General features: G+C 46.0%; 21 protein-coding genes and 1 pseudogene. 15 read left to right on the top strand and 7 right to left on the bottom strand.

The genetic code is table 11. The features are described 5' to 3' along the window. The first annotated feature begins 132 nt into the window (after window positions 1–132). From H6F63_RS08555 to H6F63_RS08500, 12 genes and pseudogenes are all read left to right on the top strand, one after another. Complete coding sequence (locus H6F63_RS08555; protein WP_190636537.1) at window positions 133–501, top strand: hypothetical protein; 369 nt, start codon at window positions 133–135, stop codon at window positions 499–501. Between the two features lie 211 nt (window positions 502–712). After that, a pseudogene (locus H6F63_RS08550) lies at window positions 713–844 on the top strand (type II toxin-antitoxin system HicB family antitoxin); the annotation flags it as partial. Between the two features lie 87 nt (window positions 845–931). Next, window positions 932–1111 (top strand): type II toxin-antitoxin system HicA family toxin, encoded by a 180-nt coding sequence (locus H6F63_RS08545; RefSeq protein WP_199297884.1) that lies wholly within the window; start codon window positions 932–934, stop codon window positions 1109–1111. 114 nt (window positions 1112–1225) lie between these two features. Next, complete coding sequence (locus H6F63_RS08540; protein WP_199297883.1) at window positions 1226–1366, top strand: hypothetical protein; 141 nt, start codon at window positions 1226–1228, stop codon at window positions 1364–1366. Between the two features lie 140 nt (window positions 1367–1506). Next, window positions 1507–1716 (top strand): hypothetical protein, encoded by a 210-nt coding sequence (locus tag H6F63_RS08535; protein ID WP_190427963.1) that lies wholly within the window; start codon window positions 1507–1509, stop codon window positions 1714–1716. A gap of 43 nt (window positions 1717–1759) precedes the next feature. Beyond that, window positions 1760–2671, top strand: a complete 912-nt coding sequence (gene accD / locus H6F63_RS08530; protein ID WP_190636534.1) for an acetyl-CoA carboxylase, carboxyltransferase subunit beta — start codon at window positions 1760–1762, stop codon at window positions 2669–2671. Window positions 2672–2776: 105 nt separating this feature from the next. Beyond that, window positions 2777–2971 (top strand): translation initiation factor IF-2, encoded by a 195-nt coding sequence (locus H6F63_RS08525; protein ID WP_190427969.1) that lies wholly within the window; start codon window positions 2777–2779, stop codon window positions 2969–2971. A 185-nt stretch (window positions 2972–3156) separates the two neighbouring features. Continuing rightward, entirely contained in the window at window positions 3157–3648 is a 492-nt protein-coding gene (gene psbV / locus H6F63_RS08520; RefSeq protein ID WP_190427971.1) for a photosystem II cytochrome c-550, read from the top strand. Window positions 3649–3781: 133 nt separating this feature from the next. Continuing rightward, on the top strand, window positions 3782–4273 hold the full coding sequence (psbV2, locus tag H6F63_RS08515) for a photosystem II cytochrome PsbV2 (protein WP_190636532.1): 492 nt from the start codon (window positions 3782–3784) through the stop codon (window positions 4271–4273). A 139-nt stretch (window positions 4274–4412) separates the two neighbouring features. Continuing rightward, window positions 4413–4820 (top strand): plastocyanin, encoded by a 408-nt coding sequence (gene petE / locus H6F63_RS08510; RefSeq protein ID WP_347269429.1) that lies wholly within the window; start codon window positions 4413–4415, stop codon window positions 4818–4820. Between the two features lie 159 nt (window positions 4821–4979). Continuing rightward, window positions 4980–5306 carry a cytochrome c6 PetJ gene (petJ, locus tag H6F63_RS08505; protein ID WP_190437235.1) on the top strand — a complete coding sequence of 109 codons (327 nt, stop codon included), beginning with the start codon at window positions 4980–4982 and terminating at the stop codon, window positions 5304–5306. A 200-nt stretch (window positions 5307–5506) separates the two neighbouring features. Beyond that, window positions 5507–6220, top strand: a complete 714-nt coding sequence (locus H6F63_RS08500; RefSeq protein WP_190427979.1) for a rhomboid family intramembrane serine protease — start codon at window positions 5507–5509, stop codon at window positions 6218–6220. Window positions 6221–6284: 64 nt separating this feature from the next. Here H6F63_RS08500 and H6F63_RS08495 read toward each other — a convergent pair whose 3' ends face one another. The 6 genes from H6F63_RS08495 to hpsE all read right to left on the bottom strand — a co-directional run bounded on the left by H6F63_RS08495 (window position 6285) and on the right by hpsE (window position 14250). Further along, window positions 6285–8459, bottom strand: a complete 2175-nt coding sequence (locus tag H6F63_RS08495; RefSeq protein ID WP_190636529.1) for a polysaccharide biosynthesis tyrosine autokinase — start codon at window positions 8457–8459, stop codon at window positions 6285–6287. 155 nt (window positions 8460–8614) lie between these two features. After that, complete coding sequence (locus H6F63_RS08490) at window positions 8615–10072, bottom strand: polysaccharide biosynthesis/export family protein (protein WP_190636527.1); 1458 nt, start codon at window positions 10070–10072, stop codon at window positions 8615–8617. A 55-nt stretch (window positions 10073–10127) separates the two neighbouring features. Next, on the bottom strand, window positions 10128–10901 hold the full coding sequence (locus tag H6F63_RS08485; protein ID WP_190636525.1) for a cyanoexosortase B system-associated protein: 774 nt from the start codon (window positions 10899–10901) through the stop codon (window positions 10128–10130). After that, window positions 10898–11782, bottom strand: a complete 885-nt coding sequence (crtB, locus tag H6F63_RS08480) for a cyanoexosortase B (protein ID WP_190636523.1) — start codon at window positions 11780–11782, stop codon at window positions 10898–10900. The genes H6F63_RS08485 and crtB overlap by 4 nt, the downstream gene beginning before the upstream one ends. A 101-nt stretch (window positions 11783–11883) precedes the next feature. After that, on the bottom strand, window positions 11884–13023 hold the full coding sequence (locus H6F63_RS08475; RefSeq protein WP_190636521.1) for a DegT/DnrJ/EryC1/StrS family aminotransferase: 1140 nt from the start codon (window positions 13021–13023) through the stop codon (window positions 11884–11886). Between the two features lie 258 nt (window positions 13024–13281). After that, complete coding sequence (gene hpsE, locus H6F63_RS08470) at window positions 13282–14250, bottom strand: hormogonium polysaccharide biosynthesis glycosyltransferase HpsE (protein WP_190636519.1); 969 nt, start codon at window positions 14248–14250, stop codon at window positions 13282–13284. Between the two features lie 228 nt (window positions 14251–14478). Between hpsE and H6F63_RS08465 the strand changes: the two genes are divergently transcribed. The 3 genes from H6F63_RS08465 to H6F63_RS08455 are packed head-to-tail and all read left to right on the top strand — an operon-like array spanning window position 14479 to window position 15782. Next, complete coding sequence (locus H6F63_RS08465; protein WP_190636517.1) at window positions 14479–14652, top strand: hypothetical protein; 174 nt, start codon at window positions 14479–14481, stop codon at window positions 14650–14652. Between the two features lie 8 nt (window positions 14653–14660). Next, the gene (locus H6F63_RS08460) at window positions 14661–14831 is read left to right on the top strand and encodes a hypothetical protein (RefSeq protein WP_190427997.1); all 171 of its coding nucleotides are present in this window, start codon (window positions 14661–14663) and stop codon (window positions 14829–14831) included. 9 nt (window positions 14832–14840) lie between these two features. Next, window positions 14841–15782 carry a hypothetical protein gene (locus tag H6F63_RS08455; protein WP_190636515.1) on the top strand — a complete coding sequence of 314 codons (942 nt, stop codon included), beginning with the start codon at window positions 14841–14843 and terminating at the stop codon, window positions 15780–15782. Between the two features lie 65 nt (window positions 15783–15847). Here H6F63_RS08455 and H6F63_RS08450 read toward each other — a convergent pair whose 3' ends face one another. Beyond that, entirely contained in the window at window positions 15848–16414 is a 567-nt protein-coding gene (locus tag H6F63_RS08450) for a Uma2 family endonuclease (protein ID WP_190636512.1), read from the bottom strand. Between the last annotated feature and the right edge of the window lie 6 nt (window positions 16415–16420).

Genomic DNA, 16420 nt, shown 5'->3' with positions numbered 1-16420 from the left:
GCCCCTGCCTTGCTTGTTCCAAGGTAGGGGTGGATTAAATACAAACTACCTAAGAGAAAGCTATGAGCCGCAATGACAGAAGCTGAATATTGGAATTCAAAAGATTAAATATAAACCACCTAAGAGAAAGCTATGAGCGATACGAGCGATAAAGACAAACCTGAGATTGAGACATATACTTTCAACCAATTGATTGAAAAAACTGCATCAGAGAGGCAGGAAAGGCTACAGAACGGGGTTAAGGATGGCAATTATCGCGTCTATTTCCAGAAAAGTAACCTAACCATTCAAATCGAGTACAACGGCACACAATGGTACGAAATTGATCTTGAGCGTTGCAACAGCTCTGATGATCTACTAGATTGGATATTCCACATTCACGGCAAAAATTGGGGTCACTTGCTATATACAATTCTGCTGGTGCTTGATGATGCTTGTGAGGATGTACACGGAGAGGATGCCAACAGCTTGTACCAGCCAGGGAAAACGGTTGACTGGTGATTCCTGAGCCTCCGGAGTGATAGAGTTTAGCCACTTTACATAAAGCTAGTCCTCCAAATCAGGGAGTTTGGGGGACTATGCCCCTAACAAAGGAGAGGCAATTGCCCTCACCAGTCACCCAGGCAGATGCGTGGATGTAATGGATTAACAAAGCGCGATGGCATAATAATTCAACAAGATATTATTCCTGAAAAATCCAATAAATAAAATTATGAAATTTCAAGTAATTTTCACTTTTGATCCAGGATATCAAGGTTATGTTGCAGAGGTTCCTGAGCTTCCTGGCTGTCTGAGCCAAGGTAAAACATTGGACGAAGCAATTAAAAATATTAAAGATGCCATCTGAGGCTACCTTCACGTCCAAGCCAAGTATGGCAAGCCTTATGTTGCCAACGAAACTCAATCCTTTATCGGAGAAGTTGTAGTATAAATGGGACGTTTATCAAATATCTCCGGTAGAGAAGCCGTCAAGATTTTTGAAAATTTCGGCTATGTATTAGATCATCACACCGGAAGCCACATGATATTGTGGCACGAATTAAAACCAACTTTATCAGTACCCAATCATCGCGAATTAGCGCCATGCTTAGAAGCTGAATTCGACTGGTAGGAATTACGGTTGATGAATTTATTGCTAACACATGAAAAGCTAAACATAAGAAAGTTTAGGACGTGTTTTGCTATTTTTCATTGAGGCGATCGCATCCCTTCTACACCCCCTTAAATGCGTAAAGAGAAGGGTTGGGGAGAACGCGATCGCATTCTATTACAATTGAATTTAGATTTACTGGTGCGCTGTGTTTTAATCCCCTCAAGACTGGAAGCGAGAACAGAGTTTCTCAAGGGGATTCGCCTTCCGCAGTGATGGAACCCTTGGAGAGGGATCAGGGAATTGCAAGCTTACCTGCGGAGCGATCGCCAGCAACTACAGAGCAGTGGTGGTAAAATCTTTGGATATCATTAAAGCATTCCATACACCAAAAGAAAGCAAAATGGGATGAAACAGTGTCTTGGATTACTCTGAGAACCAACTGCGCCCGCTGGGAAGCCGAATTAATGCAGCAAATGCTGCTCGGTCATCAAATCCCCAGTCGGATTATCGACCTCGGTGTGGCACCTTATTTTGGTGCTGGGTGTCCTACTGCCTTACAAGTGCGATCGCAAGATCAGTGGGAAGCCCTGCTAATATTAAGTCCAGTTGAGGAACAGCCTTAAGGCGCAAGAGAATTAATTTTTTAATAAGGATTTAACGGTCTTCATGTCTCTATTCGATTGGTTTGCAAATCGACGAAAATCAGAGCCAATTAGTCAACAACCACAAGAGCGAGAAATTGCCGATGGGCTGTGGACGAAGTGCGAGGCTTGTGGTGTACTGGCTTATACCAAAGACTTGCGCTCTAACCAAATGGTTTGCCTAGAGTGCAACCATCACAGCCGTGTATTCAGCGATGAGCGCATCCGCCAGCTAATTGATGCTAATACTTGGATGGCAATTGACGATCATCTGTCTCCCAGCGATCCGCTGAAGTTCCGCGATCGCAAACAATATAGCGATCGCATCCGCGAAATGCAAGAAAAAATCGGTCTGCTGGATGCCGTGCAAACAGGGATGGGGCAACTAGAAGGCTTGCCCATCGCCCTTGGTGTCATGGACTTTCGCTTTATGGGCGGTAGCATGGGTTCTGTAGTAGGGGAAAAACTCACCCGCCTAATTGAACGAGCTACTTGGGAAAGTAAGCCAGTAGTAATAGTCTGTGCTTCCGGCGGTGCCAGGATGCAAGAAGGAATGTTAAGTCTGATGCAGATGGCGAAAATCTCTGGCGCATTGGAGCGTCATCGAGAAGCCAGACTGCTCTATATCCCCGTTCTCACCCACCCCACCACAGGCGGCGTTACAGCTTCTTTTGCGATGTTGGGAGACATCATACTGGCAGAGCCAAAAGCGACCATCGGCTTTGCAGGGCGCCGAGTGATTGAGCAAACCCTGCGCGAAAAGCTACCAGATGATTTTCAGACATCGGAGTATTTACTACAGCACGGCTTTGTAGACGCAATTGTACCTCGCACCGGGTTAAAGAAAACTCTGGCGCAGCTAATTAGCCTGCACCAACCTATCTCCCCTGTACCGTCGATGATGCCAGTACCAGAAGCACTGAGAGCGGGTTTCTAGGCAAGCGAAGCGATTCTCAACAGAACCAGTTTTTCCTTTTGAGAGGAAAGCGATCGCGCCAGATGGGATGATATTGATATTAGATCGGCTCATCTAAGCACCATCATGGGGTTTGCAGACCTGTCAATTGCAGAAATCGCCGCAGACTACAGCTTCCCAGTAGAGGAGGTCTGTAATCTGTGCCAACAGTTGGGAATCGCCTATAAAACCCCCCAGACTCGTCTAGCTCTGGAGGATGCCAAGGCTATTATTTCTAAGATTCTGTCTCAAAAACGGGGATCGGGTGCTGACGAAGGGTAAAATTAATCCCGACCAACCACCCTAAGCCTCTACTGTCGATTTTCTTTTTGACAACGGACAAAGCTTCTAATCGCCCTTTTTGATGGGTCGGCACTTATGCACCCTTCTTAAGAGCGGTTTATAAGGTTGAGTCCTTAGCTTGTGTTGTGGAACAAAAACTCGCGCAAAACTTTTTAAGGAGAACCATGCTTAAGCGATACATAAGTCTGGCTATAACCACTGTATTTTGCACTTTTGTGCTACTTGTCGGTCGAGCGATGGCAGTAGAACTGAACCCAGACGTTCGCACCATACCCTTGAACGGTCAAGGGGAACAGGTGACATTGAGCCTGAAACAAGTTGCAGAAGGCAAACGTTTATTTAACTATGCCTGCGCTCAGTGCCATGCTGGAGGTGTCACGAAGACCGATTTTAACATCGGTCTGTCACCAGACGACCTAGCTGGTGCAACCCCACCACGTGACAATATTGCCGCTCTGGTGGATTATATGCACCATCCCACGACCTACGATGGAGAAACACCGATCTCTGAGCTGCACCCCAGCACAGAAAGCTCCGATATTTACACAGTGATGAGAAATCTCACGGAAGATGACCTGTATGCGATCGCTGGTCACATCCTCCTCCAGCCGAAAATTTTAGGCGAACAGTGGGGCGGCGGTAAAGCCGTGCGCTAAGAGAAAATTTGTTCAAGACACGATTTATCGCGTCTTGAGTTAAGAGTTAGGAGTTATGAGTTATAAATTTTAAATTAACTCTCAACTCCCAACTCTTCTCAACTCAAAAGCCTCTCAACTCCACGCCCCTATTATGCTGCGTCAATTACTCTCACTTCGCCGTCTATTTTTGATTTTGGGTATCTGCCTTTTGGTCTTCACGGTCAGCTTACCAGCGTTTGCCGCAGACACCTATATTCGGCAGTACCTGCGCGTTACTGAGCCAATCTCCTTAGACTTAGATGAGCAAGGTCAGACTCGCCAATTCTCCGCTGAAGATTTATCCGCAGGTAAGCGACTGTTTGAGCAGCACTGTCTAAATTGTCACGTCGGCGGCGCTACATTACCAGATCCCACAGTGTCTCTGTCCCTAGCAGACTTGCATGGTGCCACTCCACCCCGCGACAATATCAACAGTTTAGTCGCCTTTCTGCGGGAACCAATGACCTATGACGGCAGCGAAGAAACCTTTTGGTGTCGTCAAGTGCCGGAAAGCTGGATGCCGCGTCAGGATGTGGAAAATATAGCCGGATTTATACTTAGGGCAGCGCAGAAGGCACCGGGATGGGGTACAAATAATTTTTGACCCCCGCTTCCTTTAAGGATGCAGCCATCTATTGCAAAATTATGAAAAAAAAATAGTATGACAGCTTGTCAAAGATAAAGGTAAAATATTGATAAAGAAATTAAATTGTCAATTTTGGGAGGAAACGATGAAATTGAAAATGACATTTTCACGAAGCATAGGTTTACTAATTTGCACAATTATGCTAGTAATCTCTAGCTTTGTGATGTCAGTTTCTCCTGCATCAGCAGACAGCTACACCGTGAAAATGGGTACTGACCAAGGGCTGCTGAAGTTTGATCCGGCTAATATCACGATTAAGCCCGGTGACACAGTTAAGTTTGTTAATAATAAACTTGCTCCCCACAATGCTGTTTTTGATGACAAGGGAGTGCCAACTGGAGATAAGGCACTAGCAACTAAACTGACTCACACCAAGTTACTCTACTCTCCTGGTGAGTCCTACGAGGCAACTTTCCCAGCAGACACACCACCAGGTACTTATACGTACTATTGCCAACCTCACCGTGGCGCTGGAATGGTTGGTAAAATCACAGTTGCCGGGTAAGATAGCCTTACCATCCATGTGACGTTTGTTATTCAGAATTGCCGCTGAGGTTTAAGTTTTCTTCTCCTCCTTGGTAACAAAAAAGCCTTGCAGAATCTTAGAATAGTTTTGCAAGGCTTTTTTGTATTGACTTGCTCCATAAAAAATAGGAGAACCAAGTTGAGGAAACTGTTATCGGTTGTACTGATGGTTACGCTTGTGTTGATTGCCTTGACTCGTCCAGTAGCAGCTGATACAGTAGATGGTGCCAAAATCTTCAGCGCCAACTGTTCTGCTTGTCACATGGGCGGCGGCAACGTTATTATGGCTAATAAAACTTTGAAAAAAGATGCCCTAGATAAGTACAGTATGAACTCAATGGAGGCGATTGTAACCCAAGTAACGAATGGAAAAAATGCTATGCCAGCCTTCAAGGGACGTCTAAACAAAAAACAAATTGAGGACGTTGCCAGCTATGTTATGGAAAAGGCAGAAAAAGGCTGGTAATCTTCCCAGGCTTTCATCGTAACCCCATAACTAGACCCCTTTAGAAAGTGCGAGGGGTCTTTTGTTTTTAGGAGTTCATCGGCGATCCATATCCCTAGAGATGGAGTTTAATCCTAGATATCTATCCAGAGGTCAAAAGACAGCAACAAAGAAATTAAGTTATGTTATTTCCAGTCTTTGGATAGTTAGGAAAAACGCTTGTGGTTCCTTTACGCGATGATAATCCCACACGCATCACTCCATATGTTACTTATGGACTGATTGCTGCTAATATTTTGGTTTTTTTATATGAGCTGACTTTAGAACCGCAACAGCTGGAGGGATTTTTCCGCGTCGCCGCCGTCGTTCCCTGCCAACTCTCAAGCACCTGTCCTAATACAGTAGGATATCAGCAGATACCAGAGTGGCTGACGCTTGTAACGTCCCAGTTCCTGCACGGTGGTTTTTTACACTTGGCGGGAAATATGTTGTTTTTGTGGATTTTTGGTAACAACGTTGAAGACAAACTCGGTCACGTTAAATACTTAATTTTTTACATTACTTGCGGCGTTTTGGCATCTTTAAGTCAGTGGTTTTTTTCCGCTAACTCTGCTATTCCTTCCTTGGGGGCGAGTGGTGCGATCGCAGGCGTTCTAGGAGCCTACGTTCTCAGATTTCCTCAAGCAAAAGTTCTGACCTTAGTTCCCCTCGGCATTTTCTTAACCACTTTTCGCATCCCCGCTCTTTTCTTTCTGGGTTTTTGGTTTTTGCAGCAAGCTTTATATGGCGTTGCCAGCTTAAATGCACCAACTAACATCGGCATGGAAAGTGGTGGAATTGCTTACTGGGCGCACGCTGGGGGTTTTGTTTTCGGGGCAATCTTAGGGCCACTGCTGGGATTGTTTTCCCCAGATCCAGAAACAAATTCTTACTAACGACGCTTACATTAAGGCAAAAGGCAACAAGAGTCTTTTTTGTTGCCTTTTGCCTTTTATCTAGTTAGCGCTTTATAACCTGGGGTGGTACTTTTTCTCTCGCAGGAGTAGGAGACTCTAATTCTTCTTCTTGTTCGATCTCGGTTTCGTCCTCCTCCGGCATCACATCTGCAACCTCAATTGGCTTATCTACACCATTGATAATTGCTCCCAACAGCGGCAGTTCGTCTTCGCTCAACTGATCGATGGCCTCTGCTAGGATACTTTCCTGAGTAAATCCTGGTCTAGTCACCAGAACCATGCCATCTACATAAGGTTCTAGTATTAGGGCATCATTACACCGGGTAAGAGGAGGAGAGTCGAGAATCACCATGTCAAAACGACCCCGCGCATCTTCGATCAGCCGTCTAAGTTCGCTAGATTCTAGAATAGCCGCAGGGTTACGCACCGGGCCTGGAGTAGGTACGATGTACAGATTCTCAATGTCTGGAACCAGACGGATGCACTCGCTTAGTTGGGCGTAGTAACGGAGAGGTTCGGCGCTGGCGGCGGGATCGGGCGAGACCTTAAGAAACTTGGAGCTAGAAGGCGATCGCAAATCCGTTTCTATAATCAAGGTACGCTTGCCAGCACAAGCCGACGCGATTCCCAAATTATAAGCACTCACCGTTTTACCTTCAACAGCGATCGTGCTGGTCAACAACACCACCTTGGCTGGTTTTTCACTCGCCCGCCGGAGATTACTGCGGAACCGCTCGTAATACTCGTGATAAACAGAATCTTGCTTGAGCAAAATTGGCGTTTCGCCCAGCTGCGGATCGAGGATAGTCACAAAAGGCAATTCGCCCAGCAGCGGCACATCCCGGTTTTTCAGGGCTGCGCGCACTTCCTCGACCGTGTAGAACGTACCATCTAGCATAGCCAGCAGGAAAATCAAGCCCCCGCTGACCAACACACCCACCAAGGCTCCTATTAACATCGTCATCGGTAAGCCTTGGCTTCCCCCTTCGCCAGCAAGGACTGTTGGCGAGCCGGCAATGCTGAGACTGGGGACAGTCTCAGCTTCTGCTGCCCTGGCATCTACTAAAGCCGCCTGCATCTTATCAAATAGACCTTGTTTCAGCGCCACCTGCTGTTGTAGCCGCGCTTGCTCCAGCTGCTTATTGGGAATTTTCACATACTCAGCACGCAGTTGCTGCTCTGTCTTGCGGCTAGCCAAAAGTTGCTGTGTGAGGGTTTCGCGCTGAGTTTGTAAATTTACCAAAGTGTTGGCCAGCTGTTGCCGTGCTGGGTCGAGGCTGCTGTCTTGGCGAATTCTGGCACTAGGTAGAGGTGCTACCACACCGTTTCCACCCATTACTTCAGCTGCTCTAGACGATAGCAGTTGCTCGTAGGCTTGTAGCTGTTGTCTGAGCTGAATTATTTGCGGGTGTTCTGATCGCAAATCCCCCTGGAGAATTTTTAGCTGCGTCTCAGTTTGATAAATTTGCGATCGCAAGTTGCCAATAATCGGATCGGCGCTCAGGGCAGAAGACGTGTAAGCTTGCTCTGGCGTTAACCCCAACTTGTTTTGGATGCTACGAATTTGGGTATCTACCCCCTCCAACGTCATTTGAATCTGACGTTGCTGCCCTTCAGATCCAGTAATCCCCCCTAATGTAGTGCCATCCTGCGCTGCCAAGATCGCTGGCCCTTCAACGCGGACATACCGCTCTAGTTTCTGTTCAGCTTCCCGGAGTTCCTGCTTAACCTTCGGCAACCGCGCCTCTATAGATTTAATAATTTCTAGTAACCGTGCGCTATTAATCGCACGGCTCTGCTCCACCATTTTCTGCCTCAGCGCTTCTACAGTTTCCGCTGCTCGCTTCTCGTCATTATCGACATAAACAACTTGAATTACGTTTGGACCATCTTCCTTCGGTAGCTTCACCTCTACATTTTTAGCAATTTGCTTCGGATCGACCTTCACTCGCGCTGCTGCCCCTTTGACAACATTCTCAGCTAGCAGCATCTCCGCAGTCAGTTCCTTCCCCTGCTGCTGAATCGTTTGTGTCGTCGTCGAAAACGGTGCAATCGGCCCGTTATATGCTAGAACCCCTGTAGCCCTGTAAAGGGTGGGTGGTGGTGGCTGCATACCCACTACAGCCGAGGCAGCTACAATGATCGAAAAGCTAGTTAATCCAATCAATTTATGTTGATCGAGAGCAATCAAATAACGTTTGACAATGGGAGGAGTCATAATCGTTTTAGAAGAAGCTATTTAGGAAATAGGGATTAAGAAATAGAATCTATGACGTAGAAATTAAGAATCAACCTCAATAATTTTTAGTACCTTTACCTTTATTAGTTAAGCATTTTCCCTTCCCCTTTCTTAATAAAGTTGCAATTTTTCACCTAATTTCCTGAGTCCGAATTGTTCCCACCCGGACCAAACAGGATAGTGGTTTCTTCTCCAAATTGCCTTAGAAACAAGAAAAATTGCAATATATCTCGGAAGGGTGCAGTATAGGTAGTTAAAGCATAGGAAATTTTACCTAAAAGGCTGCGACCTACGACGATAACATCGTTATTCTGGAGGGGGACATTTTGAGAAACATCTCCCATTAAAGCTGCTTTCCCGTCTATTTTCTGGGTGACAGCTTTGCCGCGTTCCTGATCGAAGCGAATCAAGGCGATTTCTCGCAAATTCGCATTGTCTGGATTTGGGACGAGTGCGCTTAAAGCATCAACAAAGTTACTACCATTAGCCAAGGTAATATTCCCAATTCCCCTACCAGCGTAGCTCAAAACTCGGATGTTGATCTGCTGCTGGGATATTGTGGAGCGAGAAACCAGCGTGCGGTCATAGGTTTGCTCGGTGCCGACTTCTATTCTCGGTACAATCACCGCATCGCCATCCTGTAGGCGCAAATTCGGTAAAGCCTGTCCGTTAGCCAGTGGTGTAAACAAATCAACCCTTTGCTCAATAATCGAGCCATCAAAGAGCGATCGCCGCACCAAAACCGAACGCAAATCTCCTTGATTAGTGCTTCCCCCGGCAGTCAGCAACGCCGCCGTCAGTACAGAACCTGGGCCTAGTGTGTAGTAACCAGGTTTCACCACCTCGCCGCTAATTGTGACTTGGGTTGGACGTGCAGAAGCTAAAGTTAAAGTGACATCGGGATCAATATAAAAACGGTTGAAGCCCAAGCGAATTTTTTCTTGTGCTTCTTCCAAGGTAAGACCTTGTACTGACACCCTTCCCACTTGCGGCACTACAATATCGCCTTGTTGATTAACTTGGGCTTGAAAATTCAATTCCGGACGAGGCGTAGAGAGTGAGAGGGTCACAGCCGGATCAACCACAAAGCGGTTTAAGCCCAAGCGAATTTTTTCTTGTGCTTGTTGCACAGTTAAACCTTTGAGCGATACTCTTCCCAGTAGCGGCACTATTATGTTGCCGTCTAGATCAATAGCGGTTTGAACATTCAAATCTGGAAAACGCTGAACTAAAAGGCTAACTACATCTCCTGTTCCCAAGCGGTAGGCACCTGGAGGGCGCTGAACTACAACGTTAATTACATCTCCAATCCCTAACTGGTAGCGGCTAAACTGCGGCGACGGAGTTCCCTCTAAGAGCGGTTGCTGGGTAGGATAGCCTACAGGTGGCGGCGGACTCGTGGGATCAACGGGAGCAGGAGGCACTACCACAGGAACCTGCGGCAGCTGCGCCTGAGCGTTAGGGTGTGCAGTCACAGGTGTTGCCGATGCCTGTCGAGTCCATAGGAAGACACCACCCAACAGCGTGTAAGCACTCGTTTGGAGACTGAGTAGGGAGAGGGCTGTAAAGCGGCGCAACGGAATTTTAGTCATTAATCAGTAGCCAGTACTTAATTGCTAATGGCTAATTGCTAATTGTCAATTGCCATTAGCGATTAGCTGGATGTAAAACGTCTGCCATTAAGGCAGCTTGAACCGTTTGACCGAGTGATTCAGCTAGAGGCTTAGCGGTTTCTAAGTCAGCCAAAGGTTCCATCGGAATCAGGATGCTAACAGCAGTCCAAGGCAAGCGGTGGCGTTGCAACTGAGCCATTTGATCCGCCCAGAACCAACTACTGGGCGCAGGGTTGCCCCCTCCAGGCCAAGCGTACCACTGTAGAACAGCGAAGGTTTGCTGCTGAGTCCAACCGCGAAAGAAACGGGCTTCCACTTTGGCATCTGCTGACGACGTAGAAGTGGATTTTACAGTAAACGGCAACTGTCGGTATGAGTCTGTATCCCAGCTAAACTGAAACCGACGATTAGAATTTTTATCTGTTTGCGAAAGCTTCCTATACTGAAACTCCCTTCCCATAAAGCCGTTAACATCCATCCACTCTACCTCTGGCTGATCCTTTTGACTGATTTGAGGTAAAAGCAGTAAAGTTACCTGACTCTTTTCATCCCGTTGGAGTTCCTGAATAGACCATTTATGGCCGCCAATGGTTTCGACCTGCTGTTGTTTAGTTTGCCATCCGGGAAGCGCTAACCCATTCTGTCGTAAGCTTTTGAGTTGTTTGAAGTTGGTAACTTGTGGAGGATTTACCCAAGCCCAATTTCCGCTCAAGTAACTGGGAACTGCTCCAATTGCAATCAGCACGATGAGAAAACACAGCAAGACGACTTGGGAAACTGGAAGGTGCAATAACTTGGGCAGTCTCATGCTTCATCCTTGAGAGGTTCATCTGGGATAAATTTTTCGATGGCATTTAGTAGAAGCACGATTAAACCCAACATACAGGCAGAATAAACGTCACCGCCCCACCCTTCGTGCAGCCACTCAAAAGCGTGGTCTTGACCTGTGCCATGAAAGAAAGTCAGCAGGGTATTGCGGACGATATTACCACTGACGCTGATGGCGATCGCACCAACTAACAACAACATTGTCGTCCGGCGAGAAATCCATGCACCAGTCCAGTACAGCAACAACATAGCTACATAAAGACTGGTGAACAACATCTTCAGACCAGCACAAAAAGGCGCAACTTCCACAATTCGTCCACCGACAAACAAGTAAATTTGCTCGACGGTGACATTCATGCCAAATTGATTCAGAATAAAGCCAGCTGTCCCAGCAATAAATTCCTGTAAGGGCAAGGTATAGGGAGCAAGCAGGTAGGGAATTTGGGTTGGTGTTGCTAGAAAGATGAACAACAGTGGGAAACTTTGAAGTTTCAAGCCTGGTAATCCTTTCAGCCACAGGCAAAGCCCGGTTAATACAGCCGGAAAAGATAAATTTACCAGGTCAGGTATCCTACTGAGATACAATGCTCCTCCCAATCCCAGCAATGCGGCACCGAAGAGATTATTTTTGTCTGGCAATTGTTGCCACTGCTGTCGTTGCGTCCAGATAATATAGGCGGCGAAAGGTAAACCGATTAGACCGTGGCTGTAATATTCATGTTCAATGCTGATGTTTTTGTGCAGCCAGCCATCGTACCAGTACCAGATTAGGGGAGCGTACAATATCACCAGTAGACCGACGATGGCTGTCTCTACTAAGTAGCGTTCGATGGCAATGGGATTTTTTCGTTCAATGTGCATGATTTTACTTTGTTAGTTATTTTCTTTTTTTTTAACGCAAAAAATGCAAAGTTATTCTCTGCCTACCTTTGCATTTTTTGCGTTAAAATTCATGATTTTTTCTAAACACAGAGGCTGTGCAAGGCATCAACGACTTGATCGATTTGGGTGTCGCTGATGCCGGGATACATGGGTAAGGATAAAATTTCTTGGGCTAGGGTTTCGGCTTGGGGGAAGTCTCCCATGCGATAACCCAAATTCTCAAAGGCTGGTTGAAGATGGCAGGGTATGGGGTAGTGGATTCCAGTTTGAATGCCAATGGCTGCTAGTTTGTCTTGGATGGTTTGCCTGTCGAGGAGGCAGGGTTCGGTAATCCGGACGACGTAAAGGTGATAAATGTGACCTTTGCCGCTTTGGTTTTGCATGGGGAAAATTCCCATGCTACGCAGTGGTTCAAGTAAGGTGTCGTATTTGGCAGCAGCTTGGTTGCGTGAGGAGTTCCAGTCGGCAAGATGGGGGAGTTTGATGTTGAGTACGGCTGCTTGTAGGGTATCGAGTCGGCTATTGGTTCCAGGTTCGGTGTGATAATATTTGCGGGAGGAACCGTAGTTGCGGAGACTTCGCATTTTCTGCGCCACTGCTTCATCGTTAGTAATAACCATGCCTCCATCCCCCAATGCGCCTAAGTTTTTACTGGGGTAGAAGCTAAAGGCTGCTGCTTTGCCAACGGAACCACCGCGATAACCTTCTCTTTCAGCTAGGTGTGCTTGGGCTGCGTCTTCAAATACGATCAGGTTATGGGCATCGGCAAAGTCTAGCAATTGGCGCGGCGATACCATTTGTCCGTAGAGATGTACGGGAATTATTGCCTTGGTTTGGGGAGTAATGGCTTTTTCTGCGGCTTTGAGGTCAATTAAGGCGGTTTGGGGGTCGCAATCAACTAAAATCGGTTTGGCACCAGCGCGGATAACGCCAATCAAGGTGGCGATGAAGGTGTTGGTAGGTAAGATTACTTCGTCACCAGTACCAATGCCACAGGCTTCTAATCCGAGAGCGATCGCATCTGTTCCCGAAGCTACCCCAATACCATAAGATACTCCGCTGTCTGACGCAAACGCCGCCTCAAACTCAGCTACAGCCTTACCTAGTATAAAATCTCCCCGCTGGATTACACCCCGCACCGCCTCTTCCATCTGAGTTTGAATTGGCTGGTGTTGAAGCTGAAGATCCACAAAGGGAATTGTTGTAGTCGTAATGTTCATGGCGTTGGGTAATTAATGTTAGGGGTAGTTCTAGAAACAATTTTCCTGAAGATCCCTGATAATCTGCCACACTAATGCGTTTGGCTGTATCTACAGTGCTTGTTGAGCGAAAGGCTTACTTTTTTAGAGTAAGTTTTTTACTGTTTGCCCAGCTAAATACCAGTTTAAGCGATACTCTTACTTCATAAATGAAGATAAAGTAAAGCTTTTTACATTGACAAGATTAACCAAATCAGCATTGAATTATCTCAACTAATTTTAATCAATGTTTATTTTTGAGGTATTTAAAGATATTTTCCAAATATAAAAAGGGCTAATTAGACTATTAGTAAGAAGCTCCATCTGACAAGCTGCTATAAGATCGTCTTTTATTGCCATTTTGTATTTTATTGAATGGAATAATATTTTACGGATATCGTTAAGCATATAGGCAAAAAAAGCTAGAGGTCTTTGCCAAGGTTTAACGCTCAACATCCGAGTTCGGTGGCGGCTCAAACCAATGCCGCGACATAGTTTGATGAGATATTCTTTCTCTAAACGCCAGTGAGGTATGCGATGGTAAAGACACATTTGGGGGTTATACCAAATTTCCCATCCAGCTTGTTGAATATGTAACAGCGCTTCCAAATCTTCTCCGGCAAGCATACTATTTCCAATTCGCCCATGAAGAATAAACTGCTGGGGAACATTTTCCAGCCAAGCTTGGCGACGTACAACTAATCCAGCCCCAGGCGGCAATAACTTTTTGTGTGGTTCGTATAGCAGAGCATTTGCACCTCTGTCAGTTACTGCCAGTAGTGGCGCAATTCTCTCAAAGTTTTCTGGGGGTGTAATTTCAAATTCGCCATAAATGCGACTGCCATAACCGCCAACTTTTGGGCGATCGCGCCCAAAATTGTAGGCTCCCCAAACCCATGTCGGTGTCGGTAAGTTATCGTCATCCAAAAACCCAACAAATGTGCCTTTGGCTTCTTGGATTGCACGTTGGCGGGCAAAAGCTAATCCTTGGCGGGGTTCAAAACAATACTTCAAAGGATAAACTTTAGACCAGTTGGCTTGGTAGTCTTGAACGACTTTTGCTGTATTGTCAGTGCTGTTATTGTCAATAACCAGAATTTCCCAGACAAAGTTCTGGGTATGAGTTTGCGATCGCAATCTGTCCAGAACTTCCGGTAAGCGGGTTTCCCCGTTATAGGTCGGGATGGCGACTGTAAAATCAACTAACATCCTCTTTCAGAAAATCTCATATAAGGGGTCTTCCTTCAGAGGTATTACATCCCTCTGCTGGGTGATGCTCCTCTATGTCTCTAAGTATGCCCGAAAATAATGGTTAAAGTAGCAACCCGATGAGTAAAAATTTAGCAATGCAAATTGCCAACATTGTAGACAGTTGCTGCCCCCCGCCCAGGAAACCGCAGTAACTTAAAACAAATCTTAAATATCTTTAGACAGCACTTGTCAATTTCAAAGATCAATCGCGATCGCCATCGGTCGCAAATCGACCCTCAAAATGTGGCTGGGCGGTTGAAGGAAATTGATGCCACGATTAAACTGAGTCTTGTTACTCACCTAGAGGCGTTAGGTAAGCTTAGGGTGTGCTGCGGGCGCGACAGGTTTAACCGAGTATAACTGGACTGATGGCGGCGGAAATTCCAGATTGCGATCGCCAGAACTGCACAAGCGATCGCAGTACGATTCATCACAATCCCTCTATGGCAACTTATGGCGAGATAATCGCACCATTAAACTCAGTAAAGCGGGCAGCATCAGCTAATCATCTGGGTGAGAGTGTCTGTTTAAAACCCTAAAACTAAACTATGAGCATTCAGGTGGAAACGACTGTAAATAGTATTCTCTCCGTTTTGCAGCTTCCGATGCAGCAGGTAGAAGAAATTGTTGTCCTTGCACATAAAATTTTAGAAAATAATTTGCTTCCTCAGCAATTTAACCTACAGCCTAAGCGAATTGTTGGCTTAATCTTTGAACAGCCTAGTCATCGAACTAAAAATTCCTTTTCTTCAGCAGCTATGTGGCTTGGTGCCAACATTCTTGATTTATCCGACAGCTACAGAGATAGCCGCTTAAGGGGTGAATCTCTCAGTGATTTTTGCCATACAGCTGAATGTTATGTCGATTGTTTAGTGGTTCGTTCTTCCAACTCGGAATTAATTACCCAAATCAACGAACTGGTAAAAATTCCTGTCATCAATGCTGGAAATGGTCATAACGAACATCCAACTCAGGCTATAGCAGATTTTTCGGTAATCCAGAAGAATTGTCCTGACCTCAAAAATTTAAAAATATCTTTGATTGGTTGCTTACAAACAAGCCGTTGTGCTAATTCACTTGCTTTATTATTAGCACCATTGCAACCTAGAATTTTGATGATTTGTCCTAGTGAGTTAGCACTGAAGCAAGAATATCAATCCATTGCCCAAAATCGCGGTGCTACATTTCAGCACAGCCTTAGTCTGTCAGATGCACTAAATGATGACGTACTATATTTTACTGGCGGTACATTCTTAGAGGATTTCGCCGATATTTCAGAATATGAACGCTATCATCAATGGTTTACCTTTCCCTTGGCATTTCTCAAGGATTTGTCACCCCAAGCAACGATTCTTCACCCTTTACCTCGTGGGTTTGAGTTGTCAAGTGATGTAGATAATGACAGGCGAGTAGGCATATTCGATCAGGTACGCCACGGGCTTGCGGTTCGCAAAGCGATTCTTGCTAATTTGCTGGGTACGATGCCATAAAAAAATAGTATTAAAGAGAATTGAATTGCGTGATTTGGATGGCTCACCAGCGCGCCGAAAGCACTTCACCAAACTTTATTCAAATTCAACTCAAATCCTGGCAGTACGTCCTCGCCAGATACAGTTGTGGGAGACTGCAACACTTCTACATCTTGCCCTGGACGGTAAATTTCCACTTGCTTAGTTTTCGGGTCAATCAGCCATCCTAAGCGAACGCCGTTGTCAATATATTCCTGCATCTTTTCTTGCAGCTTTTTGAGGGAATCACTATTAGAGCGCAATTCCACCACAAAATCAGGGGAAAGGTGGGAAAACTGTCGCTGCTCCTCCTCAGTCAGAGCTTCCCACCGCTCGTTACTCACCCAGCTGGCATCCGGCGACTTGACAGCTCCATTAGGCAGGGTAAACCCGGTTGAGGACTCAAAAGTTACACCCAAGCCCCTCTGTCGATTCCACAGCCAAAGTTCGCCATAAAGGTCGCCGTTCCGCTTGCCTGTCCAGGGAGTTGTTGGGGGCATGAAAATGACTTCTCCAGTAGCTGCGCGTTCCATTCGCAAGTCTTGATTCGCTTGACAAAGTTCAACAAACCCCTCAGATGTCAGGTGGGGAATATTCAGCGTGATGGCGTTCATAGGCTT

The sequence above is a fragment of the Trichocoleus sp. FACHB-40 genome, from assembly GCF_014695915.1.
In the GTDB taxonomy this organism is placed as follows: domain Bacteria; phylum Cyanobacteriota; class Cyanobacteriia; order Cyanobacteriales; family FACHB-T130; genus Funiculus; species Funiculus sociatus.
Note: the sequence above shows the minus strand (reverse complement) of the source record. Positions and strands in the feature narration are given on the sequence as shown.